This window comes from Amycolatopsis sp. M39 (assembly GCF_001651785.1).
GTDB lineage: Bacteria > Actinomycetota > Actinomycetes > Mycobacteriales > Pseudonocardiaceae > Amycolatopsis > Amycolatopsis rubida.
On sequence record NZ_LWSF01000001.1, the window covers coordinates 735054 to 762026 of the forward strand.

Consider the following 26973-nt stretch of genomic DNA (forward strand, 5'->3'; position numbering starts at 1 on the left):
CGGGTAACCGACGAATCGTCGCATTGTTGACCGCGGCCGGTACATTTCGTCGGGTTATGCTGCCTGCGTGGACCTGACCCTGCGAGACGTCCTGGAGCTGCCCGTGATGGCCGCCGGGTCGCCGGTCGTGCGCTCGGCGGCGGACCGGGTCGACGTGCCGGTGCGGTCGGTGCACGTGAGCGAGCTGAGCGACGTCGCCGGGACGCTGACCAGCGACGTTCTGGTGCTCTCGATCGGGCGTGCGTTCGCCGAACCGGGCTTCGACCCGGTGGCGTACGTGCGTTCGCTGCGCGAGGCCGGCGCGATCGGGCTGGTCGTGGATCCGTGGGAGCGGCCGAAGGCGTTGCCCAGCGGGTTGGTGCAGGCCGCCCGGGCGGTCCGGTTCCCGCTGGTGGAGCTGCGCGGCACGATCCGCTTCATCGAGGTGACCGAGATCGTGCACGCGCGGATCGTCAACGCGCATTACGAGCGGTTGCGGCTGGCCGAGCGCGCGCACGAGGCGTTCAGCACGGTCGGTTCGGCGTCGCAGGCACCGGACGCGGTCCTCGCGCACGCGGCGGACCTGATCGGGCTGCCGGTGGTGCTGGAGGACCGGACGCATCGGGCGCTCGCGTTCGCCGGGGCGGGTTCGGCGGAATCACTGCTGCGCGACTGGCCGGCCCGGTCCCGGCGGGTGCCGTTTTCCGCGGCGACCGCGGTCGGCGGTCCGGAGGGCTGGATGTGCACGCCGGTGGGGCCGCCGCGTGAACGCTGGGGCCGGCTGGTCGTGCCCGCGCACTCGGCAGAGCAGCCGTCGGCGTGGATGGTGCTCGAACGCGCGGCTGAGGCGTTGACCGTCGGGAAGCTGCTGGAACACTCGCCGCTGTCGGTGGAAATCGAGGCGCAGGGCGATTTGCTGCGGGACCTGCTGCACGGAGCGGACGAGGGTTCGGTCCGCGCGCGGGCTAGGGCGTTGGGGCTGGCCGCGGCGGCGTACTACGCGGTGCTGGTGTGCCGTCCGGCTCGGGCCGGGCAGGAGCGAGCGTTGCTGGACGCGGTGCTGACCAGTGACGGGATCGGCGGCGTGCTGGCGGAAGGCCGGGTGGCGGCGGTGTTCCCGTGTGCCTCGGTTACTGCGGAAAAAGCGTTGCTGGAGCGCGTGGTCGCCGCGGTTCCGGCTGGACTGGCGGCGGCGTTCGGGGCGGCCGGCCCGGTGCGTCGGCTCGGGGAGCTGCCGGCGGCATTGCAGGAGGCGGTGCATGTCGCGGATGTCGAATCGCCTGGTGCGCCCGGACTTCGGCGGGCTGGTGACCTGGGCGTGCGCGGGTTGTTGTGGTGGCTGCGGGAGCATCCGCGGTTGCACGAGTTCACCGAGGCGCAGCTGCGGCCGTTGCTGACCTTGCCGGAACCGCGGGCCAGCCGGACGTTCGCGACGTTGCGGGCGTTTGTCGAGGCGGGGTATTCGATGACAGAGTTCGCGAAGGCGTTGAACCTGAGTCGTCCGGCGGCGTACTCGCGGTTGGCGACGATCGAGCGGTTGCTCGGCGTCGATCTGTCCGATCCGGACACTCGGCTTTCGGTGCACCTGGCGGTTTTGGCGCACGGGCACCGGGATTCAGCTTCCGGCGCCCCAGCGCAGTGACAGCCGGTCGGCCGCGCGTTCGGTGCTGATGTGCATCATGCTGCCGAGAATGGTCGCGCGGTCGATGACGACGATCGTGCCGTCCGGGGTGCTCGTGGTGCGCTCGCTGACCAGGACCGGGGTGTCGACCGGTTCGTCGAGAAGCTGGGCGAGCTTGTCGTCGAGAGAATCCGGGCGGATCGTTTCGGCGGCCCGGTCCACCGCGACGTCCAGTTCGGACAGTGCGGTGTAGAGCGAAGTTGTGGTGAAATCGGTGTTCCGCAACCGTTCTCCGTGCGGGGGAGCGATCCATGACACCTGATGGATTGCCCTTCGACCGCCGAACTCGCGCACTCGTTCCAGTCGCAGGCCGGAATCGGTGGCCCTGGCCTGCAATCGCGCGGCGACGCGAGTGGGCAACCGGCGTACTGCCTGGCCGACGACCTCGGTGCGCACGACGTAACCCTGATCGCGCAGGTCCTCGGTGAAGCTGCGCAAGGAGCCCAGCTGGTACGAGGCCGATGTCGGCGCCACGAAGGTGCCGCGGCCGGGTTGTTGCACGATCAGGGCTTCGTCGCTGAGTTCGCGCAGCGCTTGCCGGAGCGTCATGAGCGTGACGCCGTAGGACGCGCTGAGCTCCCGCTGCGGTGGCAGGGCCGCGCCGGGCGCGTACTCCCCGGCGCGGATCCTCGCGGCGAGATCCGCGGCGATCGCTCGGTATCGGGCCATGCGCGTCCGTTCTGGTCCAGTTCTGCGGGGACCAGCGGATTCTAGTCCAGCGCGGCCCGCATGGTCGCGACGTACTCGCCGACCTCCGCCGGACCGGCGCCGTCGAGCACCCGCCGCATGATCGCCGCGCCCACGATCACGCCGTCGGCCACCCGGGCGGCCTCGGCGGCGTGCGCTGGTCGCGAGATGCCGAAGCCGACCAGGATCGGCTGGTCAGTGGCGTTCTTCAGCCGGGTGGCCAGGTCGATCGCGGAGGCGGGCAGCTGGTCGCGTTCGCCGGTGGTGCTCATCGACGAGACGGCGTAGACGAAACCTCGGCTGCGCGCGGCGATCTCGTGTGCGCGGTCGGCTGGCGTCGCGGGGGAGACCAGCAATGCCAGCTCGATTCCCTCCTCGATCGCGGGCACTTCCTCCAGCGGAAGATCCGGCACGATCAGACCGTCGACTCCGGCTTCTCGCAGTTCGGTGCGGAAACCCTTCCGGACGGCCAGATTGGCGTAGGTGCTCACGATGATCGGGATGTCCACTGTGGTCTCTGACAGTGCATTGAGGACACTCTGAGGAGTAGTTCCGTTAGCGAGAGCGACGGTGGACGCTTCCTGGATGGTCACACCGTCCAGCGTCGGGTCGGAGAACGGGATGCCGACTTCGATCGCGTCCGCACCGGCTTCGGCCAGCGCCGGGAGATAGTCCGTCCACTGTGGATTGATGCCGCCGGTGAGGTACGGCATCAGGATTTTGCGATCGGTTTTCATGCGCGGGACTCCTCGGCGCGAGCGATGAGCGTGGTGATGTCCTTGTCGCCCCGGCCGGACAGGGTGAGCAGCACCGTTGAGCCAGCGGGGAGATCCGGCGTGCCAGCGGCTTCGGCCACCCAGGCGAGCGCGTGCGCGGATTCGAGGGCCGGGATGATTCCCTCGGTGCGTGCCAGTCGCGCGGCCGCGGCGACCGCTGCTTCATCGTTGACCGCGACGTACTGAGCCCGCCCGAGGTCGCGCAGGTGCGCGTGTTCCGGTCCGACACCGGGGTAATCCAGTCCGGCGGCGATCGAGTGGGCTTCGAGGATCTGCCCGTGCTCGTCCTGGAGGAACAGCGACCGCGATCCGTGCAGCACCCCGGCCTGGCCGGACGTCGCGCCCGATCCGCCGATCGCTTCCACTCCGACCAGTCGTGCGCTGGTGTCGGCGAATCCGGCGAAAGTGCCCGCCGCGTTGGATCCGCCGCCGACGCACGCGACGACGAAATCCGGCACCGTCACGTGCTGCTCGCGGGCTTCGTCGCCGATCACGCGCTGGAACTCCCGCACCATCCACGGATACGGATGTGGTCCGACGACCGAGCCGAGGCAGTAGTGCGCCTCCTCGGTCGAGCTGACCCAGTGCCGCATCGCTTCGCTGGTCGCGTCCTTGAGCGTGCGGCTGCCCGAGCGCACCGGGACGACCTCCGCGCCGAGGTAGCGCATGCGGAACACGTTGTGCGACTGGCGTTCGACGTCCTGTTCGCCCATGAACACCGTGACCGGGAGGTCGAGCAGCGCGCCCGCGGTGGCCGTCGCGACGCCGTGCATCCCGGCTCCGGTCTCGGCGATCAGCCGCTGCTTGCCCATCCGCTTCGCGAGCAGCGCCTGGCCGACCGCGTTGTTGATCTTGTGCGACCCGGTGTGCGTGAGGTCTTCCCGCTTGAGCGCGACGGTCACGCCGAGTTCCGCGGACAACCGTTCGGCGGGCGTCACCGGCGTGGGCCTGCCGACGTGCCGGGCGAGCATCGTCTGGAGCTGCTCGCGGAAGCCGGGGTCGACCCATGCCTTCTCGAAGGCGTCGGCGACTTCGAGGCAGGCGGGTACCAGTGATTCCGGCACCCAGCGCCCGCCGTACTCCCCGAAACGTCCTTCCTGGGGTGGGGTGCGCATGAGCGGCTCCTTAGAGTTCTATAACTGACTCCACTGTTATAGAACTCTTGGCGGCGCGGCGCAAGACCGTCAGCGCTGCCGCAGGATCTCGGCGCCGTCGCCGTCCAGGTCGTCGAGGAACCGGGAGCGGCCGGTCATGGCCATGATCAGCGCGAGCGTCGGGCCGGACACGAGGGGGCCCGAGCCGCCGGAAAAGTCACTGTCGGTTGCTTCGAGGCGAAGGCCGCGGACGCGCCCTTTGGCGAGCACGACGAGGTCGGAGCCGAGGTAGTAGCGGGCCACCGTGGTGAGCGTCTCGACCGGATACTCGTGGCGGATGCCGAGCGGACGGCGGATGTCCTCGCCGTGCACGACGGTCTCGCCGAGCATCGCCACGACCGGCAACGGCGGTTTCGTCGTGCTGGTGACGACCCGGCGGAAGCGGGCCAACGTGTCGGCCGGGCTGTCGCCGAGGTGCTCGGCCAACCGCATCGCGACCTGCCGATCGAAGTCGAACCGGCAGCGGAGCACGCCCGCCGTCCAGCGCAACGGCGTGAGCGACGCGCCCGCGGTGAGGTGGGCCAGCACCTCGCGGACGGAGAGCCCCTCGCACAGTGATGGCGTGCTCCATGCGGCATCGGACAGATCGTCGGCCAGTGCGGCGCGTTCGGCGTGGATCTGCGGCCAGGCGGCGGTCATTTCAGGTCTCCTCGGTAGTGGTTGCCAGGTGAGACCGGCCGGATGCGGCAGAATCGTCGGTCGTGGGGGAAATTTCTTCGGAAGCCGCATTCACCCGTGCGGTGGCCCCGTTGCGGGTGGAATTGCGTGCGCACTGTTACCGGATGCTCGGCTCGATCCACGACGCCGACGACGCCATGCAAGAGGCGCTGGTGCGAGGGTGGCGCGGGCGGGCCGGGTTCGAGGGCCGCAGCACGCTGCGCACCTGGCTGTACACGGTCGCCACGCGCACCTGTCTGGACCTCATCGAGCAGCGCGGCCGCCGCGCACTGCCGGTCGACCTGGGCCCGGCGGGCGAGCAGGTCGTCCTCGACTCAGCCCCGCGTACCGACGTGGCCTGGCTGGGTCCGTGCCCCGATTTCCCCGAGGCCAGTTACGAACAACGCGAGGCGGTTGAGCTGGCTTTCGTCGCCGCGTGCCGTCATCTGCCGGGCAACCAACGGGCGGCGCTGCTGCTGTTCGACGTCCTCGGCTTTTCCGCCGCCGAGATCGCCGCGATGATGGAAACGTCCGTGGCCTCGGTGAACTCCGCCCTGGCCCGCGCCCGCCGGACCATCTCGGCGCACGTTCCCGCCCGAACTCAGCAGCGGCTCCTCGGCGACTCCCGCTGCCAAGAGCTGGCGACTGGTTTCGCGACCGCCCTTGCCGAAGGCGATGTCGACGGTCTCGTGAGCCTGCTGACCGAAGACGTCACCTGGTCGATGCCGCCGCTGCCGCACTGGTATCGCGGCCGCGCCGCCGTGACGGAGTTCGCCTTCCAGGGCCCGATGACCCGCTGTCCCCGCTGGCGCTTCCGGCTGGCCAGCGCGAACGCCCAGCCCGCGGTGGCGTTCTACCTCGGCGGTTCGGGGACTGTCCCGCACGAGGCGTGGTCCATCACCGTGCTGACCCTGCGGGAGGACCGGATCTGCGACCTCACGTCGTTCCTCGGCGCAGCGCATTTCCCGGCCTTCGGGCTGCCTGCCACGGCCATGCCTTAGGTGCGGCCCGCACGTGCGCGCGCTGCCCCTGCCGTCCGACCAGACACAGGTACTCCACCGGTTCCGCCGACGCCGCGCCGAACCAGTGCGGTATCCGGGTGTCGAATTCCGCTGCCTCGCCCGGGGAAAGCGTCATGTCGTGCTCGCCGAGCACCAGCCGCAACTGTCCATTGAGGACATACGTCCACTCGTAGCCCTCGTGCGTCTTGGGCTCGGGCTCTTGCTTTGCCCGCTGCCCGGGCAGGATGAATTTGTACGCCTGGATTCCGCCCGGACGGCGCGTCAGCGGCAGGATCGTCACGCCGTCGGCACAGCTGATCGGGCGAAGATGGATGCGCGGATCGCCGGTTGGCGGGGCGTCGACCAGTTCGTCGAGGGGCACGCCATGTGCGCGAGCCAGCGGCAGCAACTGTTCCAGCGTGGGCCGCCGATTGCCGGATTCCAGTCGCGACAGCGTGCTGGCGGCGATGCCGGTCTGTGCGGCCAGCTCGGCCAGCGTGACCTCTCGCTTCCGGCGCAGCTCGCGCAACCGGGGGCCGACTGCGTCCAGGGCTCGGTCGTCGTCCATTCCCCGAGTTTGACAGATTGGCAAGTTTGCTTGCCAGCTGTGCCGGCGGGTTTGCAAGGTGGAACGGGAACCCAGGAAAGGAACCGTTGTGCCGCACGCATTCGATCAGTCCTATTGGGACGAGCACTGGCATGGCACCGCCGGGCACGCGAAGCTCGAGCCGCATCCGAAGCTGGTCGAAGAGGCGGGGAAACTCCCGCCCGGACGCGCGCTGGAGGCTGGCTGCGGGGAAGGAAACGAGGCGCTCTGGCTCGCCGGGCACGGATGGCGGGTGACGGCGGTCGACCTGTCCGAGGAGGTGCTGCGACATGCGCGCGAACGGTCGAGCGAGGTCGAGTGGGTGTGCGCTGACCTGCTGAACTGGGCTCCGGACGGGCAGTTCGACCTGGTCGCTACGCACTACGTGCACGCGGCGGGCTCGCTGTTCGAGCGGCTCGCGGAGTGGGTCGCGCCGGGCGGGACGTTGCTGGTGGTCGGGCACCAGCACGGGGAGCTGCATCCGCCGGAGTCGACGATCACCGTCCACGACGTCGGTCTGGATGCGGGGCGATGGGAGATCACGGCCGCCGAGAACCGGACGCGGAAGGTTCCTGGCGGGGAATTGCACGACACGATTCTCTGTGCCCGCAAGGATTCTTCGCCTAACGCGTAATCGGTGGCGGCCTATGCCGAGATCGCGAACTGGTACCAGGAGGAGTTCGCCGCGCCCAGCCAGTGAAACCTGGTGCGGGAGCTGGGCTGGACGCCGCTCGGCGTTGACCTGTCCAGCGGGATGCTCCGCGCCCGGCTGCCGATCGCCCAGGCCGACGCCGCGCGGTTGCCGGTTCGGGACCGCAGCGTCGATGCGGTCGTCTCGGATGCTGGTGCACGCCGACATGCCCGCGTACTTCGCGGTGCTGCGCTAGGTAGCGAGGGTCGTCCGGCTGGCTATCACGGACCGACCAGGGGATTCGCGACAAGGTCGGTGCGGCGCGCTGGCCGTTGGCCGAGCTGCTGAACGGCCGTTGCCGATCGTGCTGGCGGCGAACCCACGTCAATTCCGCGGCAGCAGCCGCAGAACCGCGATCGCGCCGGCGGTGAGAGCCAGAATCCCGCCGCACGCCAGCGCGAGCGCGTGCAGTGGCGACCCGTCGAGCGCGGAGTAGTAGACCGCGCCGACCACCGCGACCCCCAGTGCTCCGCCGATTTGCTGACCAGTCGCCAGCACGCCGGAAGCCGTCCCGGCGTCGGCGCGGGGGACGGCGGACAGGACGTGGTTCAGCAGCGGCGGCACGAGGAGGCCCTGGCCCGCGCCGATGAGGAGCAGCGCGGGAACGAACGACCAGCCGGTGCCGAGAGTGGCCGACAGCGTGATCAGGACGGCATAGCCGGCGCCTGCGGTCGCCGCGCCGGCCAGCGGGGCTCGGCCCACGCGGCTGCCGAGGAGACTCATCGAGAGGAAGGCGGCGGCGAACGGCAGGTACGTCAGCGCGGCGGCGAGCGGGCTGAGGCCCAGACCGTCTTGCAGGGCAAGCGAAAGCACGAGGAAGAACGAGTTGATCCCGGCGTAGGTGAGCAGCACGAGGCACATGCCGAGCCTGAATTCGCGCTGCCGCACCAATCCTGGCCGGACCAGCGGCGCGGGTACGCGGCGTTCGACGGCGGCGAAGACCGCCATCGCGAGTCCGCCGCAGGCGAGGCTGAGCCGACGAACCACCTGTCCGCGACGCTGGTCGACGAGCTGACCGAAGCCCTGCACTCGACTCCGGCCGCGGTGGTGGTGGCCACGCACGACCGGCAGTTGTTGCGCGACACGGCTTCCTGGCCGCGGTTGGCACTGTAGGCCGCTCCGATGTGGCGTTGGGTGCGCTCAACGCCACATCGGGCGCTAACAACCGCGAAACATCCGCCGGGCAGCCTGGGGCCATGCCTCTGCTGATCGAGCGAGCCGACTTCGCGGACCCGCGACTCCGGGCCTTCCTCCAGTCTCACCTGGACGAACTGGACCCCACCGCCCCGCCCGAAAGCCGGCACGCTCTCGACCTGGCCGCACTCCAGCGTCCGCACGTCCGGCTCTGGACTGTCCGACCCCGTGCGACGCGGGCAAGGCATCGCTCGCACGCTCCTGGATCACCTGCTCCAGGACGCCAAAGACCGCGGCATCGAACGCATCTCCGTGGAAACCGGCAGCATGGACTTCTTCGCCCCGGCCCGTGCTTTGTACACCCGAGCGGGCTTCACCCCATGCGCGCCGTTCGGAAGTTACCGAGACGACCCCAGCGGCACCTACCTGTCCCGCCGCGGCTGAACCCGGCTGTCACAGATTTCCCGCGACCGGTGTCCATCCGCTGAAAACCCCGAAAGCGGAGGAGGACAGCATGACGACGACAGTGCTCGGCGCGGGATACGCCGGGGTCATGGCCGCGAACCGGCTCGCCGGGCGCGGCGAAGAAGTGGTGCTGGTCACGCCGAACGCGTGGTTCGTCGAGCGAATCCGGCTCCATCGCGTGGCCACCGGTCTCCGGGAGAACGCCCGGCTCGATCTTCAGACCGTGCTGAACCCCGCCGTCGAGGTCGTCCAGGACACCGCGACCGAGATCGGCGACGACAAGATCCAGCTGGCGGCTGGCGAGAACCTGCCCTACGACACCCTCGTCTACGCGGTCGGATCCGGGACCAGCGACCGGAACGGCGCCTGCCGGATCGTCTCCGAGGAGGAGACCGAGCGGCTCCGCACCGCCCTCGCCGAGGCACCGGACGCTCCGGTCACCATCGTGGGCGCGGGCCTGACCGGCGTCGAGCTGGCCGGGGCGCTGCGCGAGGCCGGGCGCGCGGTCAAGCTGGTCTCTACCGCCCCGGACCGGCGCGCGATCCAGGCGCATCTGCGGTTTCTCGCCAGACAAGGGGTCGAGATCGAACTCGGCAGGCGCGTCGATCCGGCCGGAATCGACGGGCTCGTCGTGGACACGACCGGGTTCACCGTGCCGAGTCTCGCCGCCGATTCGGGACTGCCGGTCGACGACCTCGGCCGGTTGCTGGTGGACGAGCAGCTGACCGTCCCCGGACACCCGAACATCCTCGGCGCGGGCGACGCTGTGCACAGCTCCTTCCGCGCCGCGTGCGCGACGGCGTTGCCGATGGGGGCGCACGTCGCCGACGTCATCACCGCGCGCCGCGAAGGACGAGCCGGGAAACCGTTCCGGATGGGCTACGTGCTCCAGTGCACCGATCTCGGCAGCGGGCGCGGGCGCGTCCAGTTCCTGCACCCGGACGACACCGAGCGCGCGATCGCGATCGACGGGCGGGCAGGCGGGCTCGTCAAGGAGACGATCTGCCGGATGACCGTGCGGTGGCTGAGCCAGGAACGGGACCGTGCGGGCAGGTACTCGTGGCCGGCCGGTGCCTAGACTTGGCCAGCATGGAGCACGGCGACGTCTTCACCGCGCATCGGCCGACGATGCTCGCCGCCGCTTTCCACATCACCGGATCGCGTTACGACGCGGAGGACGTCGTGCAGGACGCGTGGGAGACCTGGTCCCGGGTGGACCTCGAAACGGTCCGCACGCCGCACGCGTTTCTGTCGGTGATGGTCTCGCGGCTGGCGCTCAACGCGGTCCGCGCGCAGCGGCGCCGCCGGGAGAACTACCCCGGTCCGTGGCTGCCGGATCCGGTGGTCGAGGGGGATTCGCCGGAGTGGGAAGTGCTGCATCGCGACGGTCTTGGCCAGGCGCTCGACTTCGTGCTCAGCACGTTGACCCCGGAGCAGGCCGCGGCCTATGTCCTGCGCAAGGTGCTCGACGTCGACTACCCGTCGGTCGCCGAAGTACTGGAGACGACGCCCGCGGCGGCCCGGCAACTCGTCTCGCGCGCGCAACGGGCGGTGACCTCGGCGATCGGGGATTCCTTGCCGGATCAGGGGAATCGTGATGCCGAGGCGCTGGCGACGCTCGTCGAGGCGGTGCTGTCCGGTGAGATCGGCAGGGTGGCCGCGTTGATCGCGCCGGACGCGGTGCTGTACTCCGACGGCGGCGGCAAAGCCATGGCCGCACGCAAGCCGTTGTTCGGCCGGGACCGGATCGCGCAGTTCCTTATCGGGATCTCGACGATGGAGGAGGTCACGATCGTGCCAGCGATCATCAACGGCGGCGCTGGTGCGGTCTTCCTTCAGGACGGCAAGGCGACGACCACGGTCACCGTCCGGGCGGGCGATGCGGGTGTGTCGACGCTGTGTTTCGTGCGCAACCCCGACAAGCTGACCGAGATCACTCCCGCCTAGCCGCGATCCCGTCGTACATCATCCGCCGCACGGCCTCGCTCACCCGGCGTTGCTCCTCGGGATCCGGGTTGCGCAGCGAGGCGATCGCCGACGCCAGGATCATGCCGTTGATCGCCCGCGCGCTGTTTTCGATGTCGAGATCCGCGCGCAGGTATCCGAGCTCCACGCCATGCGACAGATATGCCGCGGTCAGCTCGGTGGCCAGTTCGAAGAAGTCGAGTACGCGCGCTGCCATCGCTTTGTCGATACCGGCGGCCTCGAACAGCAGCAGCCTCGGGACGCGCGGGTCCTCGCCGAAGATCTGTGCCAGCGCGTCGCCGATCCGGGCGGTCTGCTCGCGGTAGGCGTCCAAAGTGGACACCGCGTCCGGCGCGTTCTCCGCGGTGAGCGCGGTGACGATGCGGGCGACCAGGTCGTCGATGACGTGGTCGACGATGTCGCGCTTGTTCTGGAAGTAGCGGTAGAAGGTGCCGTGCCCGATGCCGAGCTTCGTGGCGATGTCGGAGATGCCCGTGGCGTGGTAGCCGAGGTCGGCGAAGCAGTCGAACGCCGCGTCGATGATCTCGCGGCGCAGTTCCTGCTTCTTGCGCTCGGCTCGGGTGGTGCGGGGGCTCTCCTGGGCTGTCACGCATTGCAGTGTATTGCCAAGTCCGCTGAGGTGACATACCGTTCCGTTACTGACAAGTAGTTCCGGACGAGAGGTCGGACATGGACGCGCAGTACGACGCAGTCATCGTCGGCGCGGGCTTCGGCGGCATGGGGGCGGCCATCCAGCTCCGCCGCCTCGGCTACCGCGACCTGCTGATTCTCGATCGCGAGGACGACCTCGGCGGGACCTGGCACGTGAACCGGTATCCGGGGCTGGCCGTCGACATCCCGTCGTCCACCTACTCCTACTCGTTCGAACCCAATCCGTACTGGTCGCGGCTGTTCGCGCCGGGCGCGGAGCTGAAGAAGTACGCCGAGCACGTCGCCGACAAGTACGGTCTGCGCGCCTCGATGCGCTTCGGTGCCGTCGTGACCGGCGCGACCTGGGACGGCTCCAGCTGGCGGGTCAGCATCGAAGGCGGCGAGACGGTCACCGCGAAGTACCTGCTCACCGCCACCGGCTTCCTGTCGCAGCCGAAGATGCCGGACATCGAGGGCATCGACCGGTTCGCGGGCAAGGTCATCCACACCACCAAGTGGGACGACAGCTACGACCTTGCCGGAAAGCGTGCCGCGGTGATCGGCACCGGCGCGACGGCCGTGCAGCTCATCCCGGAGATCGCCAAGGTCGCCGGGGAGCTGACCGTTTACCAGCGCACGCCGATCTGGGTCAGCCCGAAGCCGGACTACGCCGTGCCGAAGCCGCTGCAGCAGGCGTTCGCGAAGCTGCCGCTGGTACAGCGCGCGGTGCGGCTGGCGGGCAGTTCGGTGCTGGAGCTGATGATGATCTCCGGCGTCGTCCAGTACCGGCAGTTCCGCGGTGCCAACCGGATCGCCGAACGCTGGTGCCGCGCGCATCTGTACCGCCAGGTCCGCGACCCCGTACTGCGCCGCAAGCTGACGCCGGACTACTCCTTCGGCTGCAAACGGCCGACGTTCTCCAACGACTACTTCCCGGCCTTCACCCGCCCGCACGTGCACCTCGAAACCACCAGCATCGAACGGATCGACGAGACCGGGATCGTCACCGCGGACGGCAAGCGCACCGAGATCGACACGCTCGTGCTGGCCACCGGCTTCAACCTGTGGGACGTGAACTTCCCGGCGATCGAGATCATCGGCCGCGACGGCAAGAACCTCGGGAAGTGGTGGCGCGACAACCGGTTCCAGGCCTACGAGGGCGTGACCGTGCCCGGGTTCCCGAACCTGGTTTCGCTCAACAGCCCGTATTCCTACAGCGGCCTGTCGTATTTCACGACCATCGAATGCCAGATGAAGCACCTCGACCGGCTGTTCAAGGGGATGCGCGCCCGCGGTTCGGACGTGTTCGAGGTGACCCAGCGGGCGAACGACGAGTTCCTCGACCGGATGAAGCACAAGGTCGGGCACTCGGTGTTCGCGCTCGGCCAGTGCGCGACGGCCAACAGCTACTACTTCAACCAGCACGGCGAGGCGACCCTGCTCCGGCCGACATCGACGATCAGCGCCCACCGGGAGGCGGCACGATTCCCGTTGGAGGATTACAGCTTCGCCTGAGGCTTGCCGCCGGGTCTCAGCGCAGTTCGACACCGTCGTCGAGGGTGCGGACCTGGCCGAGCCGGTGACTGTAGGTGCTGGACAATTTCACGATCACCCCGCGAAAGCGGCTGGGGCGAGTTGCTACGCCCCCCGTGTCAGGGTGATGCGCGCCGGTCGAGGGAACCTCCAGCCCCCGATCGGCGTCGAGGATGGCGTGAACACTCAGCAAGAGGTCATGGTCAGCCTCCGCACGCAGGCCGAACCCGTTCTCGGCAAGGGCGCGGCGGCTCGGATTCGCGAGTTCGAGAACGGCGAGCTATACGTCGAGGCGCGCACCGCTTCCACGATCTGGGCCTGGCTGGTCGACTTCCTCCTGGTCACCGGTTTGTCGGTGGCTGCGGCGGTGGCGTACTACTTCAAGTCGCACAGCGTCGACGCCGCGGTCGGCGCGAGTGTGATCGGGATAGTGGGACTGTTTGTGCTGCCGCTGCTGTACGGCTGGTTCTACGGCAACGGACGCGGCCTCGGCGCGTTGTTCACCGGCATCCGCCTCGTCCGGCTTCGCGACGGCGGCCGGATCGGGCTCGGCAAGGCGGGCTGGGCGATGCTGATCCGCACGCTCGGCTTCGTGATCATCGCGCTCGGGGTCCTCAACGGCGACGTCACCGTGACGAACGGAGCCCGCACGAGCATCGACGTTCGCGAAACGAAGCGGCTCCGCGCGGCCGGTTTCGTTCGGAAGCCGTGAGCGGACACCAGGTCCGCGCGGTCGCGGACACTCCCGAACAGCGGCTGCGCGACTACACGACGCGGCTGCAGGCGATCGTCACCATGCGTCGGGTATACCGGGTGATGACGGCCAGCCTCGCCGCGCTCTTCGGCTTCAGCGGGCTTTTGGTCGGAGTGCTGGCCCATTCCGCGGCGGGAGGGTTCAGTTTGGCGGGCGGCGGTGTCTTCTTCGCGGTGCTGTGGCTCGGCGGAGTCTTGAGCTGGCGGAGCAGGCCCGCGACCGAGCGTGCGTTGAGCCCGGGTGCGCATCCGTCTGCTGGTCGTACGCCGGGGAACGTGCGTGGCGCTTTCAGTGCCGCGGTGGGGATGGGTTGCTTGGCTGCTGTCGTTTGTGGACTGTCCTTTATGTCCTCCCCGCCGCCGGACGCTGAGTTGAAGCTGGCGATCATCGGGATTGGTGGGTTCGTGGTCTTCGCTGTCTTGTTCGTCCCGCCGGGATATGTCTACACCCAGTCCGATCAGTACTTCGCGAAATGGCTCAACCGCAACCGCGCGGCTTATGAGGCGGCTTTAAGGCGTACGACGGCGTAGGACAGCGGCAGCACGAACTACCCGGCGACCACGCCGCGACCAGCCCGTACCCGGCGAGCAGGTGGAATTTCCCCGGCGCCAACGTCATCAGCCGCTCCAGGGTGCCCGCGGCGCGCTGCTCAGCCACTTCCGCCGCCCGATCGAACCCTGTCCGAAGCACAGTTCCGGCTTGACCCAACGGGAAATCGACGTGCTGCGCCTGCTGGCCGAAGGCCTCGACACGGCGGAAACCGCGGAGAAAACCACCTTCTCCGGACGCGCGGTGAAGAACGTCATCCACGACCTGTCGCAGCGTCTGGAGTTGCGCAACCGGACGCACGCGGTCGCCTGCGCGCTCCGGAACGGCGCGATCTGAGGCGGGCGGCCCGCGAAGGCCCGGGGCTCCCGGTGCGGCCGTTCAGATGATGCCGGTCCGCAGCGCGTAGGCGACCGCGTGCGAGCGGTTCCGCAGATCGAACCGGACCAGCAGCGTGCTGATGATGTTTTTGATCGTCCGCTCCGAATACGCCATCCGGTCGGCGATTTCGACCGTGCCGAAGCCGTCCGCGAGCAGGCCGAGGATCTCCACCTCGCGGCTCTGCAGCCGGTGCCGGTCGAGGAAGCCCCGAGGGTAGCGGGCTTCGCCCTCGCTGGTGCGGAACTCGTGCGTCAGCCTCGTCGCGCGGGTGTCTTCCGGTTCGGCCGACGGCACCCGGGCGGCCAGTGCGTCCAGGATTTTCTCGCGCGTCGCGGAACCGCGGTACAGCACCGCGGACAGGCCGAATCCGCCGAGCCTGCCCAGTTCGGCCTTCTCGATCCGGTCGGTGACCAGCACCGCGCGCACGTCCGCGACGAGCGCGGTGCGGCGGATCCGCGCCAGGTCGGCCAGGGTTTTCTCGCGGACCTCCGGCACGATCACGAGCAGGACGTCCGCGCGCGGGACCTCGCCGGCAGCCATCACGGCGTAGCGGGGCGTGCCGCGCAGGTAGGCGGCGGCTCCTTCGCCGCTGATCGGGTCGTTGGCGATGATCGCCACTCGTTCGGGCAATGCGCTCATGTCAGCTCACAGACCAGTCGTTCCCGGCGGCCGCGCCGCATCCTCCGCTGGGCCGAGGATCCGCGGTCCGGCGCGCGGGGCCGATCCCCCGCACTGCCGGGACGCGGTAGTGCCTGCGGTACCTCGACAGCCCGGCATCAGTTAAGGACTTAATCGAACGTTAGTGCTTGTAACCTTAGTTGCACGATAGCACTAGACGGGAGTCCAGTGTTGATGATTGCCCGCACGACCGGGTGGCGTTCACGCGGTCCGGTCCTGCGGGCCGTCAACGGGGTCAGGCCAGTGCTTGAGCAGGGGGAAGCCGCGCGGCCCGCATCGCCGGATACGCCCCGGCGATCGCGCCGACCGCGGCCGAAACCGCCACCCCGCCCGCCAGCGCGACCGGCGGCAGCACCGCGGGCCAGCCCTGGCTGAGCGCATAGCCCGCCGTCGCGCCGACCCCGAGCACCACCCCGACGAGCCCGCCCAATCCGGACAGCAGCACCGATTCGGCGAGGAACTGCCCGCGGACCTGGCCTCTGGTCGCCCCGAGCGCGCGCCGCAATCCGATCTCCCGCCGTCGTTCCAGCACCGAGATCACCATCGTGTTCGCCACGCCGACGCCGCCGACCAGCAACGCCACCCCGCCGAGGCCGAGGAACAACGCGCCGTAGGTGTTCTTCGTCAGCTGCCGCGCGGCGAGCGCGTCGGAGGGCCGGTCGACCGCTACCTCGTTCGGCGCGGCCGGGTTGATCGTCGCGGCGAGCACCGACCGGACCGCGCTGACCTGCGATTCCCTCGCGCGCAGGTACACCGTGCTCGGATGGCCGTCGAAGCCGAAGACCTGTTCGGCGACGTCCCAGCCGATCAGCACCGACCGTTCGACCTCCGGCGCGAGCGGCATCGGGGCGAGAATCCCGACGACGCTGAACCACGACGAGCCGATCAGGACCTGCGGTGGCCGCGCCGGGCCGAGGTGGTCGATGCCGAGTCGCGAAGCCGCTTCCGAGCCGAGCACGACCGCCGGGAAGCGCTGGTTCGCCGGGCTGAGGAACGTCCCGGTGCGGACCTTTCCGCCGAGCACCGGCAGCAGATCCGGCCGCGCGGCGAACACCGAGACGCCTGCCGAATCGTCCTTGCCGACCCGGTCGTTGCGGTACACCTTGGCGTTGACCTTGCCGACCTCCACCGCGNCCGCGCCCTCGACCGGCGCGATCCGCCGCACCATCGGGACCGCCGAGTCCGGCAGCTTCGCCGAGCCGCCCATGAGGGTCTGCCCGGCTTCGGCGCGGAGCAGGTTGGTGCCCATCGCGGCGAGCTTGTCCTGCAGCGCTTGGTCCGCCGACGCCGGGATGGCCAGTACCGCGACCATCGCGGCGACGCCGATGGCGATGCCGAGTGCGGACAGCATCGCGCGCAGCGGGCGAGTGCGCATTCCGTGCGCGCCAAGGGAAAGCAGATCGGCGGGACCGAGCCGGTTCGGGCTGGGCGGGGCAGGTGCGCTCATCGCGGCGCTCCCGCCAGGTCGGCCGCGCCGGTGTCGAGGCGCAGTTCCCCGTCGAGGATCTCGATCCGCCGCGGCATTCCGGCCGCGATCTCCCGGTCGTGCGTGATGAGCACGACCGTGGTGCCGTCGGCGTTGAGTTCCGCGAGCAAGGACAGCACCGCCGCGCCGTTGCCGGTGTCGAGGTTCCCGGTCGGCTCGTCGGCGAGCAGGATCGGCGGCGTGTTCACCACCGCCCGCGCGATCGCGACCCGCTGCCGTTCGCCGCCGGACAGTTCGCCTGGCAGGTGTCCGGCGCGATGCCCGAGCCCGACCCGGTCGAGCGCCTCCAACGCCCGCGTCCGCCGTTTCCGTTTCGGGACTCCGCTGTACAGCAGGCCGCCGCACACGTTGTTTACCGCGGTTTCGCCGTCGTCCAGGAAGAACTGCTGGAACACGAACCCGATCCACCGCGAGCGCAGCGCGGCGAGTTTGCGGTCGGACAGTTGTGCGACGTCGTGGCCCCGGATTTCGATCCGGCCTTCGGTCGGCCGGTCGAGGGTGCCCATCAGTTGCAGCAGCGTGGATTTGCCCGAACCGGACGGTCCGACGATCGCCGCCATTTCCCCGTCCGAAAAGGACAGTGAGACACTCCGCAGCGCGGGCACGTTCCCGCCGTAGGTGCGCGACACCCGATACGCGGCCAGCACGGGGATCATGACGTGGTCACCACCCGCTGGCCCGCGTGCAGACCGGTGGCCGTGACCTCGACCTGGCCGCCGGAGAACAACCCGGTCTCGACGCTGACCAGCCGCCGCTTGCCCTGCTCGTCGATTTCGACCGCGTATCCGCCCTCGGCGAGCGCGACCAGCGCGCCGACCGGGACCACCAGGACGTCCTGGTGGACCTCTTTGGTGAACCGCACCGAGACCGGAACGTCGGCGACGTCTCCGGCGGCGGCCGGGTCGGCCATCCGGATCTGGACGGTGACCTTGGCCTTGCCGGTTTCCTTGTCCTCCGCGGCGGTGTCGCCGACGTCGGTGACAGTGCCGGTCAGCGTGCGGCCATTGAGCGAGACGGACACCTTCGAGCCCTTGACCGCGACGCTCTGCTTGGTCGCGTCCAATTCGGCCTCCACGACGCGTGCCGTGCCGGTGTACTTGAAAACCTCGCCCGCGCCGGGGCCGCCGAGCTGACCGGTCACCGACGACACCCGGATCTCGCCGGGAGCCAGCACGACGTCGGCCGGATCGAACGATCCGGTCTGCGCGAGGCCGAGCGATTTCTGCCACCGCTTGAGCGCGGCAGCGGTCGCGGAGGTGAACTTCTCGTCCGGACTGCCGAAACCGCCGTATCCCAGCGCTTTCAGGTTCTCCTCAAGCTCTTTGACGTCCGGTCCCTTGTCCACGCCGCCGTTCAGCACGCGGTAGAACGGCAGACTTCCGTAGAACAGCGGCACCGGCTTGGCGTCCACTGTGTAGGCCGTGCTGCCGCGGCCGAGCACGTCGCCCCGGCCGGGCAGCCAGGTCACGGTGCCGTTTTTCTTCCCGCCCAGTGCGGATTCCTTGCCGTAGCCGAGTTTCCCGGTCGTGTTCTCCTCCGCTTTCAAGTCCGATTTGGTCACTTCGGCGGTCGCCACCGGCTTCCCCGTCGCGGCCGGTTCGCCGCCGGAAGCGACGTGGGTCAGCACGACGGCCGAGGTCGTGCCGAGCACGACGGCAGTCGCTCCCGCGGCGATGAACCAGCGTCCTCGTTTCCCGGTCACTTTCCGGCCATTCCCATTCCGCACGCCTTGAGCGCTACCTCGAATGTGGTCCCGTCGTCCTTCATCGGCAGCGCCCGCGCACCGCCGTTCGCGTCCGGATCCGGCATGTCGACGCCGTGGTCACGCATGCATTTGGCTTCCCTGCGGGCCTTGTCCAGTTCCTCCGGCGTCAGCTTCTTCGGCATTCCGCCGCCCGGCAGCAGCTTCTTGCAGGCTTCGAGCGCCGCCATGGTCTTGGGATCGTTGGAGAAGTTGATGGTCGGGGCTTCGTTTTCACCCGGATCCGGTGTGTCGACACCGTGCTCACGCATGCATTTCGCGTAGGCGCGCATCGCGTCCCGGTCCGCGGCGGGATCAGCTTTTCCCGCGGCGGCGTCCTGCTCCGGGCTTGCCTTCGGGCTGGAGATCGAGGGCACCTGCGGCGCGGTGTCCCCGGACGAGCACCCGGTGAGCAGCGCCAGCGCCAGTCCGGCTCCGACGGCCGCCAGACGTGCTTTCCGCATCGGGATTCTCCTTCGCTCGGGCGGGTCGTTCCCGCCGGTGGCCCAGTAGTACCGACGCGGCGATACAGGCCCGTTAAGCGATCTTGTTTATCCTCTCCTTATGCCCGGATCCGGCAGACTGCCGGCAGCCACGACCTGGGAGGATCCCTTGGCCGAGAAGAGCGCCGGCCCGCGCCGGGGGCCGCTGCGGCTGTCCGTGCGGACCCGGCTCACCGCGCTGCACGGCGGGTTCTTCCTGCTGGCCGGGCTCGTGCTGGTGGTGGTGACCTACCTCGTGGTCAGCAACGAACTGCCCGCGCCCGCGCAATATCTCGGCGACGACGCCTCATTGAAGCTGAGCCAGGTCGCCGCCGACGTCGAGTCGGTCCCGGCGGAGGCGACGACACTCCCAGTGCAGGCTGTCCCTGCGTCGGCGGAGAGAGTGGCGACAGTCGTGCTCACCGATTACCGCAGCTCCACAATGTCCGCTTTGGTCCTCGCGTCGGCCGTCGCGCTGGTGGTCACCGCGGCGCTGGCGTTGCTGTTCGGCTGGTTCATGGCCGGACGCGCACTGCGGCCGTTGCACACGATCACCTCGACCGCGCGGCGGCTCGAAGCCGGGAAACTCGATCAGCGGATCAACCTGGACGGCCCGCGCGACGAACTGAAGGAGCTCGCCGACACTTTCGACAGCATGCTGGACCGTCTCGCCGGTTCGTTCGACAGCCAGAAACGGTTTGTAGCCAACGCTTCGCACGAGTTGCGCACGCCACTCGCGGTGCAGCGGACGCTGATCGAAGTCGCTTTGGAGAATCCCGAGGCCGGTCCCGTGCTGACCAAACTGGGCGCGCATTTGCTGCGGACCAACGAACGCAGTGAACGGCTGATCGAAGGATTGCTGGTGCTCGCGCGCAGTGATCGCGGCCTGAGTGCACGGGCACCGGTGCGACTGGACAAAGTGGTCCGTGCCGTAGTGAAACTCACTGCCGCACAAGCCAAAGAGGCTGGCGTGACGGTGGAGACCCGGCTGCGCGCGCGGACGGTGATCGGTGATGCCGTGCTGCTCGAACGCCTGGTGCTGAACCTGGTGAGCAACGCGATCAGCTACAACATCCCGGACGGCTGGGTGTCGATCACCATCGGTGCGACACCCGCGCTGAGTGTGCGCAACTCCGGGTCTAATGTGGACGAACGGGAGGTCGCGGGTTTGTTCGAACCCTTCCGGCGGGGAAAACCCGATCGCACCGGCGCGGCGGAGCACTCCGGACTGGGGCTGTCGATTGTGCGTTCCGTCGCCCGCGCGCACGGCGGGGACGTCTGCGCGCGGGCGAATCCGAACGGCGGGCTGACTGTGGAGGCGCGGTTGCCCGCTTGATCCTTATCTCGCCTTTATCTCGGGTCAAGGCATGATGATCGAATGCGGGTACTGATTGTCGAGGACGAACCGCTCCTGGCGGATTCGATCGCCGAGGGCTTGCGCCGCTATTCCATCGCGGTGGACGTCTGTTACGACGGCGACGAGGCTCTCGAACGCGTCGCCGTGCACTCCTACGACGTGGTCGTGCTGGACCGGGACCTGCCGACCGTCCACGGGGACGAGGTCTGCGCGGCGATCGTCCAGGCAGGCGGCGAGACCCGGGTCCTCATGCTCACCTCGGCCGCCGACGTCACCGACCGCATCGAAGGCCTGAACCTCGGCGCGGATGATTACCTGACCAAGCCGTTCGTCTTCGCGGAACTGGTCGCCCGGGTGCACGCGCTGGCCCGCCGGGCGCGTCCGGCGCTGCCGCCGGTGCTGGAGGCGGCCGGTCTGGTGCTGGATTTGCCCCGGCACCAGGCGTCCCGGGACGGCCGGTTCCTGCCGTTGTCGCCGAAGGAGTTCGCGGTGCTGGAGGTGCTGATGCGAGCCGGCGGGACGGCGGTGAGCGCGGAGCAGCTGCTGGAAAAGGCCTGGGACGAGCACACGGACCCGTTCACCAACACAGTGCGGGTCACGGTGATGACGTTGCGGCGGAAGCTGGGTTCGCCGCCGGTGATCGAGACAGTCGCCGGAGCCGGGTATCGGCTGGCCGCACCCGCACCCGCACCCGCCTAGCCCCGTGGCCGGTCCTTCACGGACGTTCCGGGACCGGTCCCGTCGGCGCCGGACTGGGTTTGCCGCGACGCGGATGGGGTGCTTCCGCTGCTGGTGTGCGCATTCGTGACCGGCAGGCGCGCGAAAAACCTGGGCGCGAGCTGGCTAAACGGTCCTGAACGTGGCCATCATCCCCATGTCCTCGTGCTCGGCGTTGTGGCAATGGAACATGTACCGCCCGCGATATCCGTCGAACCGCGCGATCACCTCGACCGCTTCGCCGGGCTGAAGGTCCACAGTGTCCTTCCGGCCCGCGTCGTGCGGGGCGGGATCTTTGCCGCCCCGGGAAAGTACCTGGAAGTGCACCAGGTGCAGGTGGATCGGATGGTGCAGATCCGCGACGAACCGCCAGATCTCGACGTCGCCGAGTTTCGGCTGAGCCGCGATCTTCGTCGGGATGAAGGCCTCGCCGCCGATGGTCCAGCCGTGCCTGCCGTCGAACTGTCCACTTCGGAACGCGAACTCGCGCGTCACCGTCGCTTGTGCACGGTCGAGTCGCTCCACTTCGGACAGTTTCGCCGGAATATGGCTCTCGTCTTTCGCCCGGTGCGTGATACGGAAACGCATTACCTGCGCGCTGGTCCCGGTTCCGAGACGGTTGACCAGCGTGACCTCGGTGCCGACCGGATAAGCGCCGAAGTCGACCACCAGGTCGTACCGTTCGGCGGGCGCGATCGGCAGATGCGCGTGGCCGCGCGGTGCGTCGAGCAAACCCTGATCCGAGCCGATCTGCGTGAACGCGGGTCCGCTCGGCGGCGGTGGGCTGAGGGCGAGATCGTACCGGCGAGCGTTGGAACCGTTGAGGAATCGCAGGCGATACCGGGTCGCCGACACCTCGGCGACCGGCCACGGCGCGCCGTTCACCAGCAGTACGTCGCCGAGAACGCCTGCCGCGTAAGCGTCTTCGACTCCCGGCACGGTTCGCAGCGAAGGATCCAGCGACGGGTATCGCATCGACCCGTCTTCGGCGAACGCGCGGTCGGTGATCATCAGCGGAATCTCTCGCTCGCCGCGCGGCAGTGGCAGTGCGTCTTCCTCGGCGTCGCGCACGATGTGCAGCCCGGCGAGTCCGCGGTATACGGCCGGGCCGGTGAAATCCATCCGGTGGTCGTGATACCAGAGCATCGCGGCCTTCTGCCGCAACGGATACGTGTACTCGCGGCTGCCAGCGGTCACGACGGCGTCCGGGTCGGCCATCCCCGAATGCCCGTGCCCGGCGCTGGACAGGTACCGGCCGTCGGCGGGCAGGACGAGATCGGTGGCGTAGCCGTCGGACTCCGGCGGCGTGCGTCCGCCGTGCAGGTGCACGACGGTCGGGACCGGAAGTTCGTTGCGGTGCCGGACGATCGTGGTCCGGCCACTGCGGGACTCGATCGTCGGGCCGGGGAAGGTGCCTTGGTAGCCCCAGATCGGCGTGCGCAGTCCGGGCAGGATCTCCGCGGTGCTGGCCCGCTGCACGATCTCGTACCGGTCGACGCCACCGTCGCGGGAAACCGGGCGCAGCACCGGCGGCAGCGGCAACGGAACCTGAAACGGTCGCGGCAGCGGAACTTCGCTGGTCAGCAGCTCACCGGTAGCGGCGGCCGGGCGCAACAACCGCGGGGTCACGAACCCGGCCGTGAGCACGACTCCGGCACCGCCCGCCAGTCCGAGAAACCGGCGGCGTGACATCCCGCTCATCGCCGAGCCCCGGTCCGCCAGATGCCGAACAGTGTGCCGAGCGCGATCGCGACCAGCGCGACGCCGAGCGGGATGTGCAGGTCAAGAGCACCGGCCTGGCCGGCGAAGTACTGCGCGGTCTCGCCGCCGGCCAGCAGCAGGCTCGCCCAGAACGGCCACTGGACGCCGCCGCGCCACCAGTACAGCGCGGCAGGCACGAGCTGCACCAGCGCGAGCGTCGACACGATGTTCGCGCCGAGTTCGTGCAGCGCCAGCATGTCGTAGTCGCCGATCAGATACCGTCCGGCGAACACCGGCTGACCCAGGATCGCGACGGCGTGCACCGTCACGACGACCCGCAGCACCACCAGCAACGTCCGCCCGCGTGTCAGGGCCGCTTCGGCCACTGTTCCCCCTAGTGCGCGTAAGAATTCCCCCGTTCAGACGCTAAGCTGAAGTTCTCATGCCGTCCAAGACCAAGTTCGCCATGTATTCATGACCTCGGAGCTATGAGATGGATCTGCTGCACCTGCGCTACTTCCAGGCGGTCGCCTACCGCGGCCACCTCAGCCAGGCAGCGGCCGAGCTGCACATCGCCCAGCCGTCATTGAGCCGGGCGATCGCGCGGCTGGAGGCGGATCTCGGCGTGCCGCTGTTCGAACGGGCCGGGCGGGGCCTGCGGCTCAATCACTTCGGCACCACGTTCCTGCGCCGCGTCGACCGGGCCCTGCGCGAACTCGACGACGCCCGTCAGGAACTCGTCGACCTGGCTGGTCTGGACCACGGCCGGGTCGCCGTCGCGTCGGAAACCCTGCTCACGCTCACCGGCCTGATGAGCGCCTTCCGCGCGGAGCACCCCGGCATCGAACTGCGGCTGTACCAATCGTCGGCGGAAACCATGGCGCAGCAGCTGTGCGCGGGCGAGGTCGACCTGTGCTTCGCCTCGCAGCCGCTGCGGCAGCCCGGCCTCCAAGCGCGGGAACTGCTGCGTGAGGAGGTGATTCTCGCCGTGCCCAGCACGCACCGGCTCGCGCGGCGCAAACGCGTGCGGATGGCGGACCTCGCGAACGAGCCCATGGTGACCACCCGGCCCGGCTATTGGCCGCGCACCCTCGCCGACCGGCTCTTCGCCGAGGCCGGGCTGGAACCGAACTACTCCTGCGAGAGCGACGAACCCGGCGCGACCGGCCAGCTGATCGCGAGCGGGTTGGGGATCGGGCTGGTGCCGGAGGTCGCCCGGCGGGCCGCCAAGGACGAGACAGCCGTCGGGCTGGAGCTGGATGCTCCGGATTGCTATCGGACGTTGACGGTGGTGCGGCGTGCGGACGCCTATCTTTCCGCTGCGGCACAACGGTTGACGGAGTTCTCGATGGCTTATTTCGCTGGGGACCGCAGGCGTGGAGCGGATTCCTCTTGACGCACGAGCGGCTGTGGCGCATGCGGGGACGCGGCATGCGGATAACCGACCTCGCTCGGCGCCGCCATCGCGAGGACCCGCGGACGCTCTTCTTCGACCGGTTGGCCGACGAGCAACTGCGCCTTCTGGCGGGTTCTCCAGGACAGCTGAACCCCCGCAAGTGGGGGGATTTGTCCGATTCTCGACCATGGACGGTTGTTGCCCGGTCACGAACTGCTCATGCTGAACAGCTATTCGGCACGAGCAGGGGAAGCCAGATGCAGCAGCAGAGCTTGGCGGTCCGGTGGTCGGCGCGAACAGTCCGGTCCGGCCCGTTTCACCGTGCGTTGTCCGAGGCTGTCGATCGGCGCGGACTGTCCCTTTCGCGGCTCCGCGCGCATCTCGCCGCGCACGGGGTTTCGGTCGCCGAGTCCACGCTGAGTTACTGGCAGCGTGGTCTGCGGAGTCCGTCCGCGCCCCGGTCGCTCGATGTCGTGCGCGCTCTGGAGTCGGTGCTGAACCTTCCGCCGGACAGCCTGGTCGTGCTGATCGGGCCGCACCGGAGCGCGGACGCCGACCGCAGGCCGTCCCTGCCGGAACTCCAGCAGAGCTGGGCGGAGACGTTCGCACTGCGCGACGAGCTGAGCGGGACGCCCGGCGTCGAGGAGAACGCGGACCTGGACGTCGCGACGGTGGTCGACGTGCTGACGCTCGGCGCGCAAGGCCGGACCGAGGAGATCTCGTCGACCATGGTGGTGCGCGCGCGAAGATCCGGCCCGGACAGCTTCCTGGTGACGCACCAGGACGAGGACGGCAGCGACGTGACGGCGACCGAGATCATCGCGGTCGACGGCTGCCGCGTCGGGCGGGTGCGCCGCAGCGTGCGGTCGGCGGGGATGGTGTTCGAGGTGCTCTTCGACCGGGGCCTCGCCGAGGGGGAGACGCACACGTTCGGGTTCACGCTGCGTCCCGCCGCCTCGGTCCGGCCGGGGAGTTTCCATCGGGTCGTGCGCTCCCGAATGTCGGCCTACCTGCTGCGGCTGCGCTTCGACCCGGCCGCGCTGCCCGCGCGCTGCCTGCGGACCGTCCGGCCGAGGGAAGACCTGGAACTGCTGGTCCGCGAGCCGCTGTTCTGCGGGCCGGGGAACACGGTCAGCGCCTACTTCGAGGAACTCGGCGTAGGCATCGCCGGGGTCGATCTCATTTGGGACTGATCCGCCGCTTCGTCCAGCGCCACGCCACGAACGCGCCGCCGATCGCCACCGCGGAGCCGACCACGATCAGCGCGACGACCAGCGAACCGGCCGGTCCGGTGTCGCGCTGGAGGGTCTGGGCGAACCCGATCCCGCCGCCGCGCTGGTAATCCGAGCCGGGCAGCTTGTCCGCGTACCGGGAATGCACCTGCTGCTGGTACTCGGCGATCGGCGTGAACTGGCCGACCGGCGACTGCGGAAGGCTGGCCTGCAACAGCACGACGCCGTCGCGGCCGAGGTCGTACCAGCCGTTGATCTGCGGTTCGTTCAGCAGCACCGAACCCGGGCGCAGCCGGGCGCTGAGCGTCTCCTCGTCGTTGCCGGACAACACGTTCCCGACCGACCAGCCTCCCGGCGCGGCCTGGTCGGGCGCGGCGCGGAGGGTGGCTTTCGCCCCGGTGGCCGCGGTGGCGGTCACCGCGATCGCCCGCAGCACCCCGGCCGGGGCCCCCGGTTTCGCCGTGACGAAGTCGGCATTGAGCGTGTAGACCGGGAAACCCTTGTGCTCAAGGGTGATCCGGCCCGGATCGGTGTGGCCGACCTGCCGGAAGTTCGACGTGGCGAAACTGATCGCACGCGTCGTTTCCGCGGCTTTGACCGCGGCCGCGACGTCCTGCTCCGACGGCGGCGCGACCCACGAGGCCCCGGCGGCCTCGACGGGACCGGCGGACAGGAGCGCCGCGACCGCGATCGCCGCGCCGGCGGCGAACTTCCGGCAGATCTCACTCATGGCGCCCGGTCAGCCCTTCTTGATGTTGACGACGGTGTCGTTCCACCTGAACTGGCCGTTGCTGCGGTACTGGTTGTAGTCCCAGGTCTGGTACCGCTGGTAGCTCGGCCACGGGTCGCCGACCATCAGCGACTGGTTCGAGCTGTCGTATCCGTAGATCACCTCGGCGTGCCCGCCGCCGGAGGTCCAGTAGATGCCGGTCAGGTTCAGGATCCCGGAGTTGACCTGGTTCTGGATCGAGGAGTAGCTGATCGGTCCGCCCGCGTCCTGCGCGGAGAACCCGGTGCCCTGGAAGCCCCGCACGATCTCGTAGATCTGCGCGGCCTGGTTCGGGCAGTACCCGGCCTGGGTGCCCTTGCCCGCCGCGCAGAACTGGGCCTGCGAGGCGCTGCCTCCTTGCGACTGCTCGATGCTGGAGCCGTCCGCGGCCCAGCACCACTGGTCGTTCTGCTGCACCTGCTGGCTGTACTGGAGCTGCTTCGACGCGGGCAGCGCCGCCGCGTGCACGCTTCCGCCGAGCGGCTGGACCTCGCGCACCTGAGTGTGCGTCGCGGTCTTGATGAGGCCGTTCGGCTGGCTCGCGTCACCGTTCGACTGGGCCAGCGCGGTACCCGGCAGCAGCGCCACGGCAAGCGCGGCTGCCCCGGTCGCCACCGTAATCCGGACTGTCCGCCGAGTGGGTCGGTAATCCATCGAATCTCCTTGTGCCAGACGGGGAAGGGAGCTTGGCGGGGTTGCCCCGGCCGAGCATCACTGTGTGCTGGCCCACTCCCGCAGGGCAACGGCTCCGGCACGCGGTGTGAGTGTTCACA

31 protein-coding genes are annotated in these 26973 nt (G+C 69.3%); 15 read left to right on the forward strand and 16 right to left on the reverse strand.

Translation table 11 applies throughout. The annotated features are described in order from the left end of the window. Positions 1-67 precede the first annotated feature (67 nt). The gene (locus tag A4R44_RS03445; RefSeq protein ID WP_093573190.1) at positions 68-1621 is read left to right on the forward strand and encodes a PucR family transcriptional regulator; all 1554 of its coding nucleotides are present in this window, start codon (positions 68-70) and stop codon (positions 1619-1621) included. On the opposite strand, the gene A4R44_RS03450 is transcribed toward A4R44_RS03445, so the two are convergent. The 4 genes from A4R44_RS03450 to A4R44_RS03465 form a co-directional block, all read right to left on the reverse strand. After that, on the reverse strand, positions 1595-2329 hold the full coding sequence (locus A4R44_RS03450; RefSeq protein WP_067576278.1) for a GntR family transcriptional regulator: 735 nt from the start codon (positions 2327-2329) through the stop codon (positions 1595-1597). The two genes, A4R44_RS03445 and A4R44_RS03450, sit on opposite strands and share 27 nt — an antisense overlap. 41 nt (positions 2330-2370) lie before the next feature. Then, a complete protein-coding gene (gene trpA / locus A4R44_RS03455) occupies positions 2371-3084 on the reverse strand; it encodes a tryptophan synthase subunit alpha (RefSeq protein ID WP_067576280.1) in 714 nt (237 codons plus the stop codon). Beyond that, positions 3081-4238 carry a tryptophan synthase subunit beta gene (gene trpB / locus A4R44_RS03460; protein WP_067576282.1) on the reverse strand — a complete coding sequence of 386 codons (1158 nt, stop codon included), beginning with the start codon at positions 4236-4238 and terminating at the stop codon, positions 3081-3083. The genes trpA and trpB overlap by 4 nt, the downstream gene beginning before the upstream one ends. A 69-nt stretch (positions 4239-4307) precedes the next feature. Beyond that, on the reverse strand, positions 4308-4916 hold the full coding sequence (locus A4R44_RS03465; protein WP_067576284.1) for a maleylpyruvate isomerase family mycothiol-dependent enzyme: 609 nt from the start codon (positions 4914-4916) through the stop codon (positions 4308-4310). Between the two features lie 62 nt (positions 4917-4978). On the opposite strand from A4R44_RS03465, the gene A4R44_RS03470 reads away from it, so the two are divergent. Further along, a complete protein-coding gene (locus A4R44_RS03470; protein ID WP_067576285.1) occupies positions 4979-5935 on the forward strand; it encodes a sigma-70 family RNA polymerase sigma factor in 957 nt (318 codons plus the stop codon). Here the strand turns inward: A4R44_RS03470 and A4R44_RS03475 are convergent. Continuing rightward, positions 5871-6503 (reverse strand): helix-turn-helix domain-containing protein, encoded by a 633-nt coding sequence (locus A4R44_RS03475; RefSeq protein ID WP_067576286.1) that lies wholly within the window; start codon positions 6501-6503, stop codon positions 5871-5873. The two genes, A4R44_RS03470 and A4R44_RS03475, sit on opposite strands and share 65 nt — an antisense overlap. Positions 6504-6591: 88 nt before the next feature. Between A4R44_RS03475 and A4R44_RS03480 the strand changes: the two genes are divergently transcribed. After that, positions 6592-7155: a trans-aconitate 2-methyltransferase gene (locus A4R44_RS03480; protein ID WP_067576287.1), complete on the forward strand. Its 564-nt coding sequence runs from the start codon at positions 6592-6594 to the stop codon at positions 7153-7155. Between the two features lie 72 nt (positions 7156-7227). Further along, positions 7228-7500 carry a methyltransferase domain-containing protein gene (locus A4R44_RS52165; RefSeq protein ID WP_369805807.1) on the forward strand — a complete coding sequence of 91 codons (273 nt, stop codon included), beginning with the start codon at positions 7228-7230 and terminating at the stop codon, positions 7498-7500. Positions 7501-7536: 36 nt separating this feature from the next. On the opposite strand, the gene A4R44_RS03485 is transcribed toward A4R44_RS52165, so the two are convergent. Then, positions 7537-8160: an MFS transporter gene (locus A4R44_RS03485; protein WP_232791478.1), complete on the reverse strand. Its 624-nt coding sequence runs from the start codon at positions 8158-8160 to the stop codon at positions 7537-7539. A gap of 414 nt (positions 8161-8574) precedes the next feature. Between A4R44_RS03485 and A4R44_RS49915 the strand changes: the two genes are divergently transcribed. From A4R44_RS49915 to A4R44_RS03500, 3 genes are all read left to right on the forward strand, one after another. After that, positions 8575-8790, forward strand: a complete 216-nt coding sequence (locus A4R44_RS49915) for an N-acetyltransferase (protein ID WP_232791479.1) — start codon at positions 8575-8577, stop codon at positions 8788-8790. Positions 8791-8860: 70 nt separating this feature from the next. After that, complete coding sequence (locus tag A4R44_RS03495; protein WP_067576289.1) at positions 8861-9889, forward strand: NAD(P)/FAD-dependent oxidoreductase; 1029 nt, start codon at positions 8861-8863, stop codon at positions 9887-9889. Positions 9890-9900: 11 nt separating this feature from the next. Then, complete coding sequence (locus tag A4R44_RS03500; RefSeq protein ID WP_157904814.1) at positions 9901-10758, forward strand: sigma factor; 858 nt, start codon at positions 9901-9903, stop codon at positions 10756-10758. Here A4R44_RS03500 and A4R44_RS03505 read toward each other — a convergent pair. Further along, complete coding sequence (locus A4R44_RS03505) at positions 10745-11386, reverse strand: TetR/AcrR family transcriptional regulator (RefSeq protein WP_037817003.1); 642 nt, start codon at positions 11384-11386, stop codon at positions 10745-10747. The genes A4R44_RS03500 and A4R44_RS03505 overlap by 14 nt on opposite strands. Before the next feature lie 80 nt (positions 11387-11466). Here A4R44_RS03505 and A4R44_RS03510 point away from each other — a divergent pair, with 80 nt between their 5' ends. From A4R44_RS03510 to A4R44_RS03525, 4 genes are all read left to right on the forward strand, one after another. Then, complete coding sequence (locus tag A4R44_RS03510) at positions 11467-12942, forward strand: NAD(P)/FAD-dependent oxidoreductase (RefSeq protein ID WP_067576291.1); 1476 nt, start codon at positions 11467-11469, stop codon at positions 12940-12942. Positions 12943-13138: 196 nt separating this feature from the next. Next, complete coding sequence (locus A4R44_RS03515; RefSeq protein ID WP_232791480.1) at positions 13139-13672, forward strand: RDD family protein; 534 nt, start codon at positions 13139-13141, stop codon at positions 13670-13672. Next, on the forward strand, positions 13669-14244 hold the full coding sequence (locus A4R44_RS03520) for a hypothetical protein (RefSeq protein ID WP_067576293.1): 576 nt from the start codon (positions 13669-13671) through the stop codon (positions 14242-14244). The genes A4R44_RS03515 and A4R44_RS03520 overlap by 4 nt, the downstream gene beginning before the upstream one ends. Positions 14245-14413: 169 nt before the next feature. Continuing rightward, positions 14414-14599 carry a response regulator transcription factor gene (locus tag A4R44_RS03525; RefSeq protein ID WP_369805808.1) on the forward strand — a complete coding sequence of 62 codons (186 nt, stop codon included), beginning with the start codon at positions 14414-14416 and terminating at the stop codon, positions 14597-14599. 42 nt (positions 14600-14641) lie between these two features. Here the strand turns inward: A4R44_RS03525 and A4R44_RS03530 are convergent, their stop codons facing one another. The 5 genes from A4R44_RS03530 to A4R44_RS03550 form a co-directional block, all read right to left on the reverse strand. After that, positions 14642-15280 (reverse strand): LuxR C-terminal-related transcriptional regulator, encoded by a 639-nt coding sequence (locus tag A4R44_RS03530; protein WP_067576294.1) that lies wholly within the window; start codon positions 15278-15280, stop codon positions 14642-14644. A 274-nt stretch (positions 15281-15554) separates the two neighbouring features. After that, positions 15555-16766 carry an ABC transporter permease gene (locus A4R44_RS03535; RefSeq protein ID WP_067576295.1) on the reverse strand — a complete coding sequence of 404 codons (1212 nt, stop codon included), beginning with the start codon at positions 16764-16766 and terminating at the stop codon, positions 15555-15557. Then, complete coding sequence (locus A4R44_RS03540) at positions 16763-17461, reverse strand: ABC transporter ATP-binding protein (RefSeq protein WP_067576296.1); 699 nt, start codon at positions 17459-17461, stop codon at positions 16763-16765. The genes A4R44_RS03535 and A4R44_RS03540 overlap by 4 nt, the downstream gene beginning before the upstream one ends. Beyond that, positions 17458-18507 (reverse strand): peptidoglycan-binding protein, encoded by a 1050-nt coding sequence (locus tag A4R44_RS03545; RefSeq protein ID WP_095213168.1) that lies wholly within the window; start codon positions 18505-18507, stop codon positions 17458-17460. Before A4R44_RS03545 ends, A4R44_RS03540 begins: the two co-directional genes overlap by 4 nt. Continuing rightward, entirely contained in the window at positions 18504-19010 is a 507-nt protein-coding gene (locus A4R44_RS03550) for a hypothetical protein (RefSeq protein ID WP_067576298.1), read from the reverse strand. The genes A4R44_RS03545 and A4R44_RS03550 overlap by 4 nt, the downstream gene beginning before the upstream one ends. A gap of 148 nt (positions 19011-19158) precedes the next feature. Between A4R44_RS03550 and A4R44_RS03555 the strand changes: the two genes are divergently transcribed. Together A4R44_RS03555 and A4R44_RS03560 are read left to right on the forward strand one after the other, a co-directional pair. Continuing rightward, on the forward strand, positions 19159-20364 hold the full coding sequence (locus A4R44_RS03555; RefSeq protein ID WP_067576299.1) for a HAMP domain-containing sensor histidine kinase: 1206 nt from the start codon (positions 19159-19161) through the stop codon (positions 20362-20364). Positions 20365-20406: 42 nt separating this feature from the next. Then, the gene (locus tag A4R44_RS03560; RefSeq protein ID WP_067576300.1) at positions 20407-21084 is read left to right on the forward strand and encodes a response regulator transcription factor; all 678 of its coding nucleotides are present in this window, start codon (positions 20407-20409) and stop codon (positions 21082-21084) included. Positions 21085-21228: 144 nt separating this feature from the next. Here the strand turns inward: A4R44_RS03560 and A4R44_RS03565 are convergent, their stop codons facing one another. Together A4R44_RS03565 and A4R44_RS03570 are read right to left on the reverse strand one after the other, a co-directional pair. Further along, the gene (locus tag A4R44_RS03565; protein ID WP_067576301.1) at positions 21229-22803 is read right to left on the reverse strand and encodes a multicopper oxidase family protein; all 1575 of its coding nucleotides are present in this window, start codon (positions 22801-22803) and stop codon (positions 21229-21231) included. Further along, positions 22800-23189, reverse strand: coding sequence for a hypothetical protein (locus A4R44_RS03570; protein ID WP_067576302.1), 390 nt, complete (start codon positions 23187-23189; stop codon positions 22800-22802). Before A4R44_RS03570 ends, A4R44_RS03565 begins: the two co-directional genes overlap by 4 nt. A gap of 107 nt (positions 23190-23296) precedes the next feature. Here A4R44_RS03570 and A4R44_RS03575 point away from each other — a divergent pair, with 107 nt between their 5' ends. Further along, positions 23297-24199: a LysR family transcriptional regulator gene (locus A4R44_RS03575; protein WP_067576303.1), complete on the forward strand. Its 903-nt coding sequence runs from the start codon at positions 23297-23299 to the stop codon at positions 24197-24199. A 257-nt stretch (positions 24200-24456) separates the two neighbouring features. Next, positions 24457-25392, forward strand: coding sequence for a helix-turn-helix transcriptional regulator (locus A4R44_RS03580; RefSeq protein ID WP_067576304.1), 936 nt, complete (start codon positions 24457-24459; stop codon positions 25390-25392). Here the strand turns inward: A4R44_RS03580 and A4R44_RS03585 are convergent. Both A4R44_RS03585 and A4R44_RS03590 read right to left on the reverse strand, forming a co-directional pair. Next, positions 25379-26161: a hypothetical protein gene (locus A4R44_RS03585; RefSeq protein WP_067576305.1), complete on the reverse strand. Its 783-nt coding sequence runs from the start codon at positions 26159-26161 to the stop codon at positions 25379-25381. The genes A4R44_RS03580 and A4R44_RS03585 overlap by 14 nt on opposite strands. A gap of 9 nt (positions 26162-26170) precedes the next feature. Next, positions 26171-26854 carry a papain-like cysteine protease family protein gene (locus A4R44_RS03590; protein WP_067576306.1) on the reverse strand — a complete coding sequence of 228 codons (684 nt, stop codon included), beginning with the start codon at positions 26852-26854 and terminating at the stop codon, positions 26171-26173. Positions 26855-26973 lie beyond the last annotated feature (119 nt).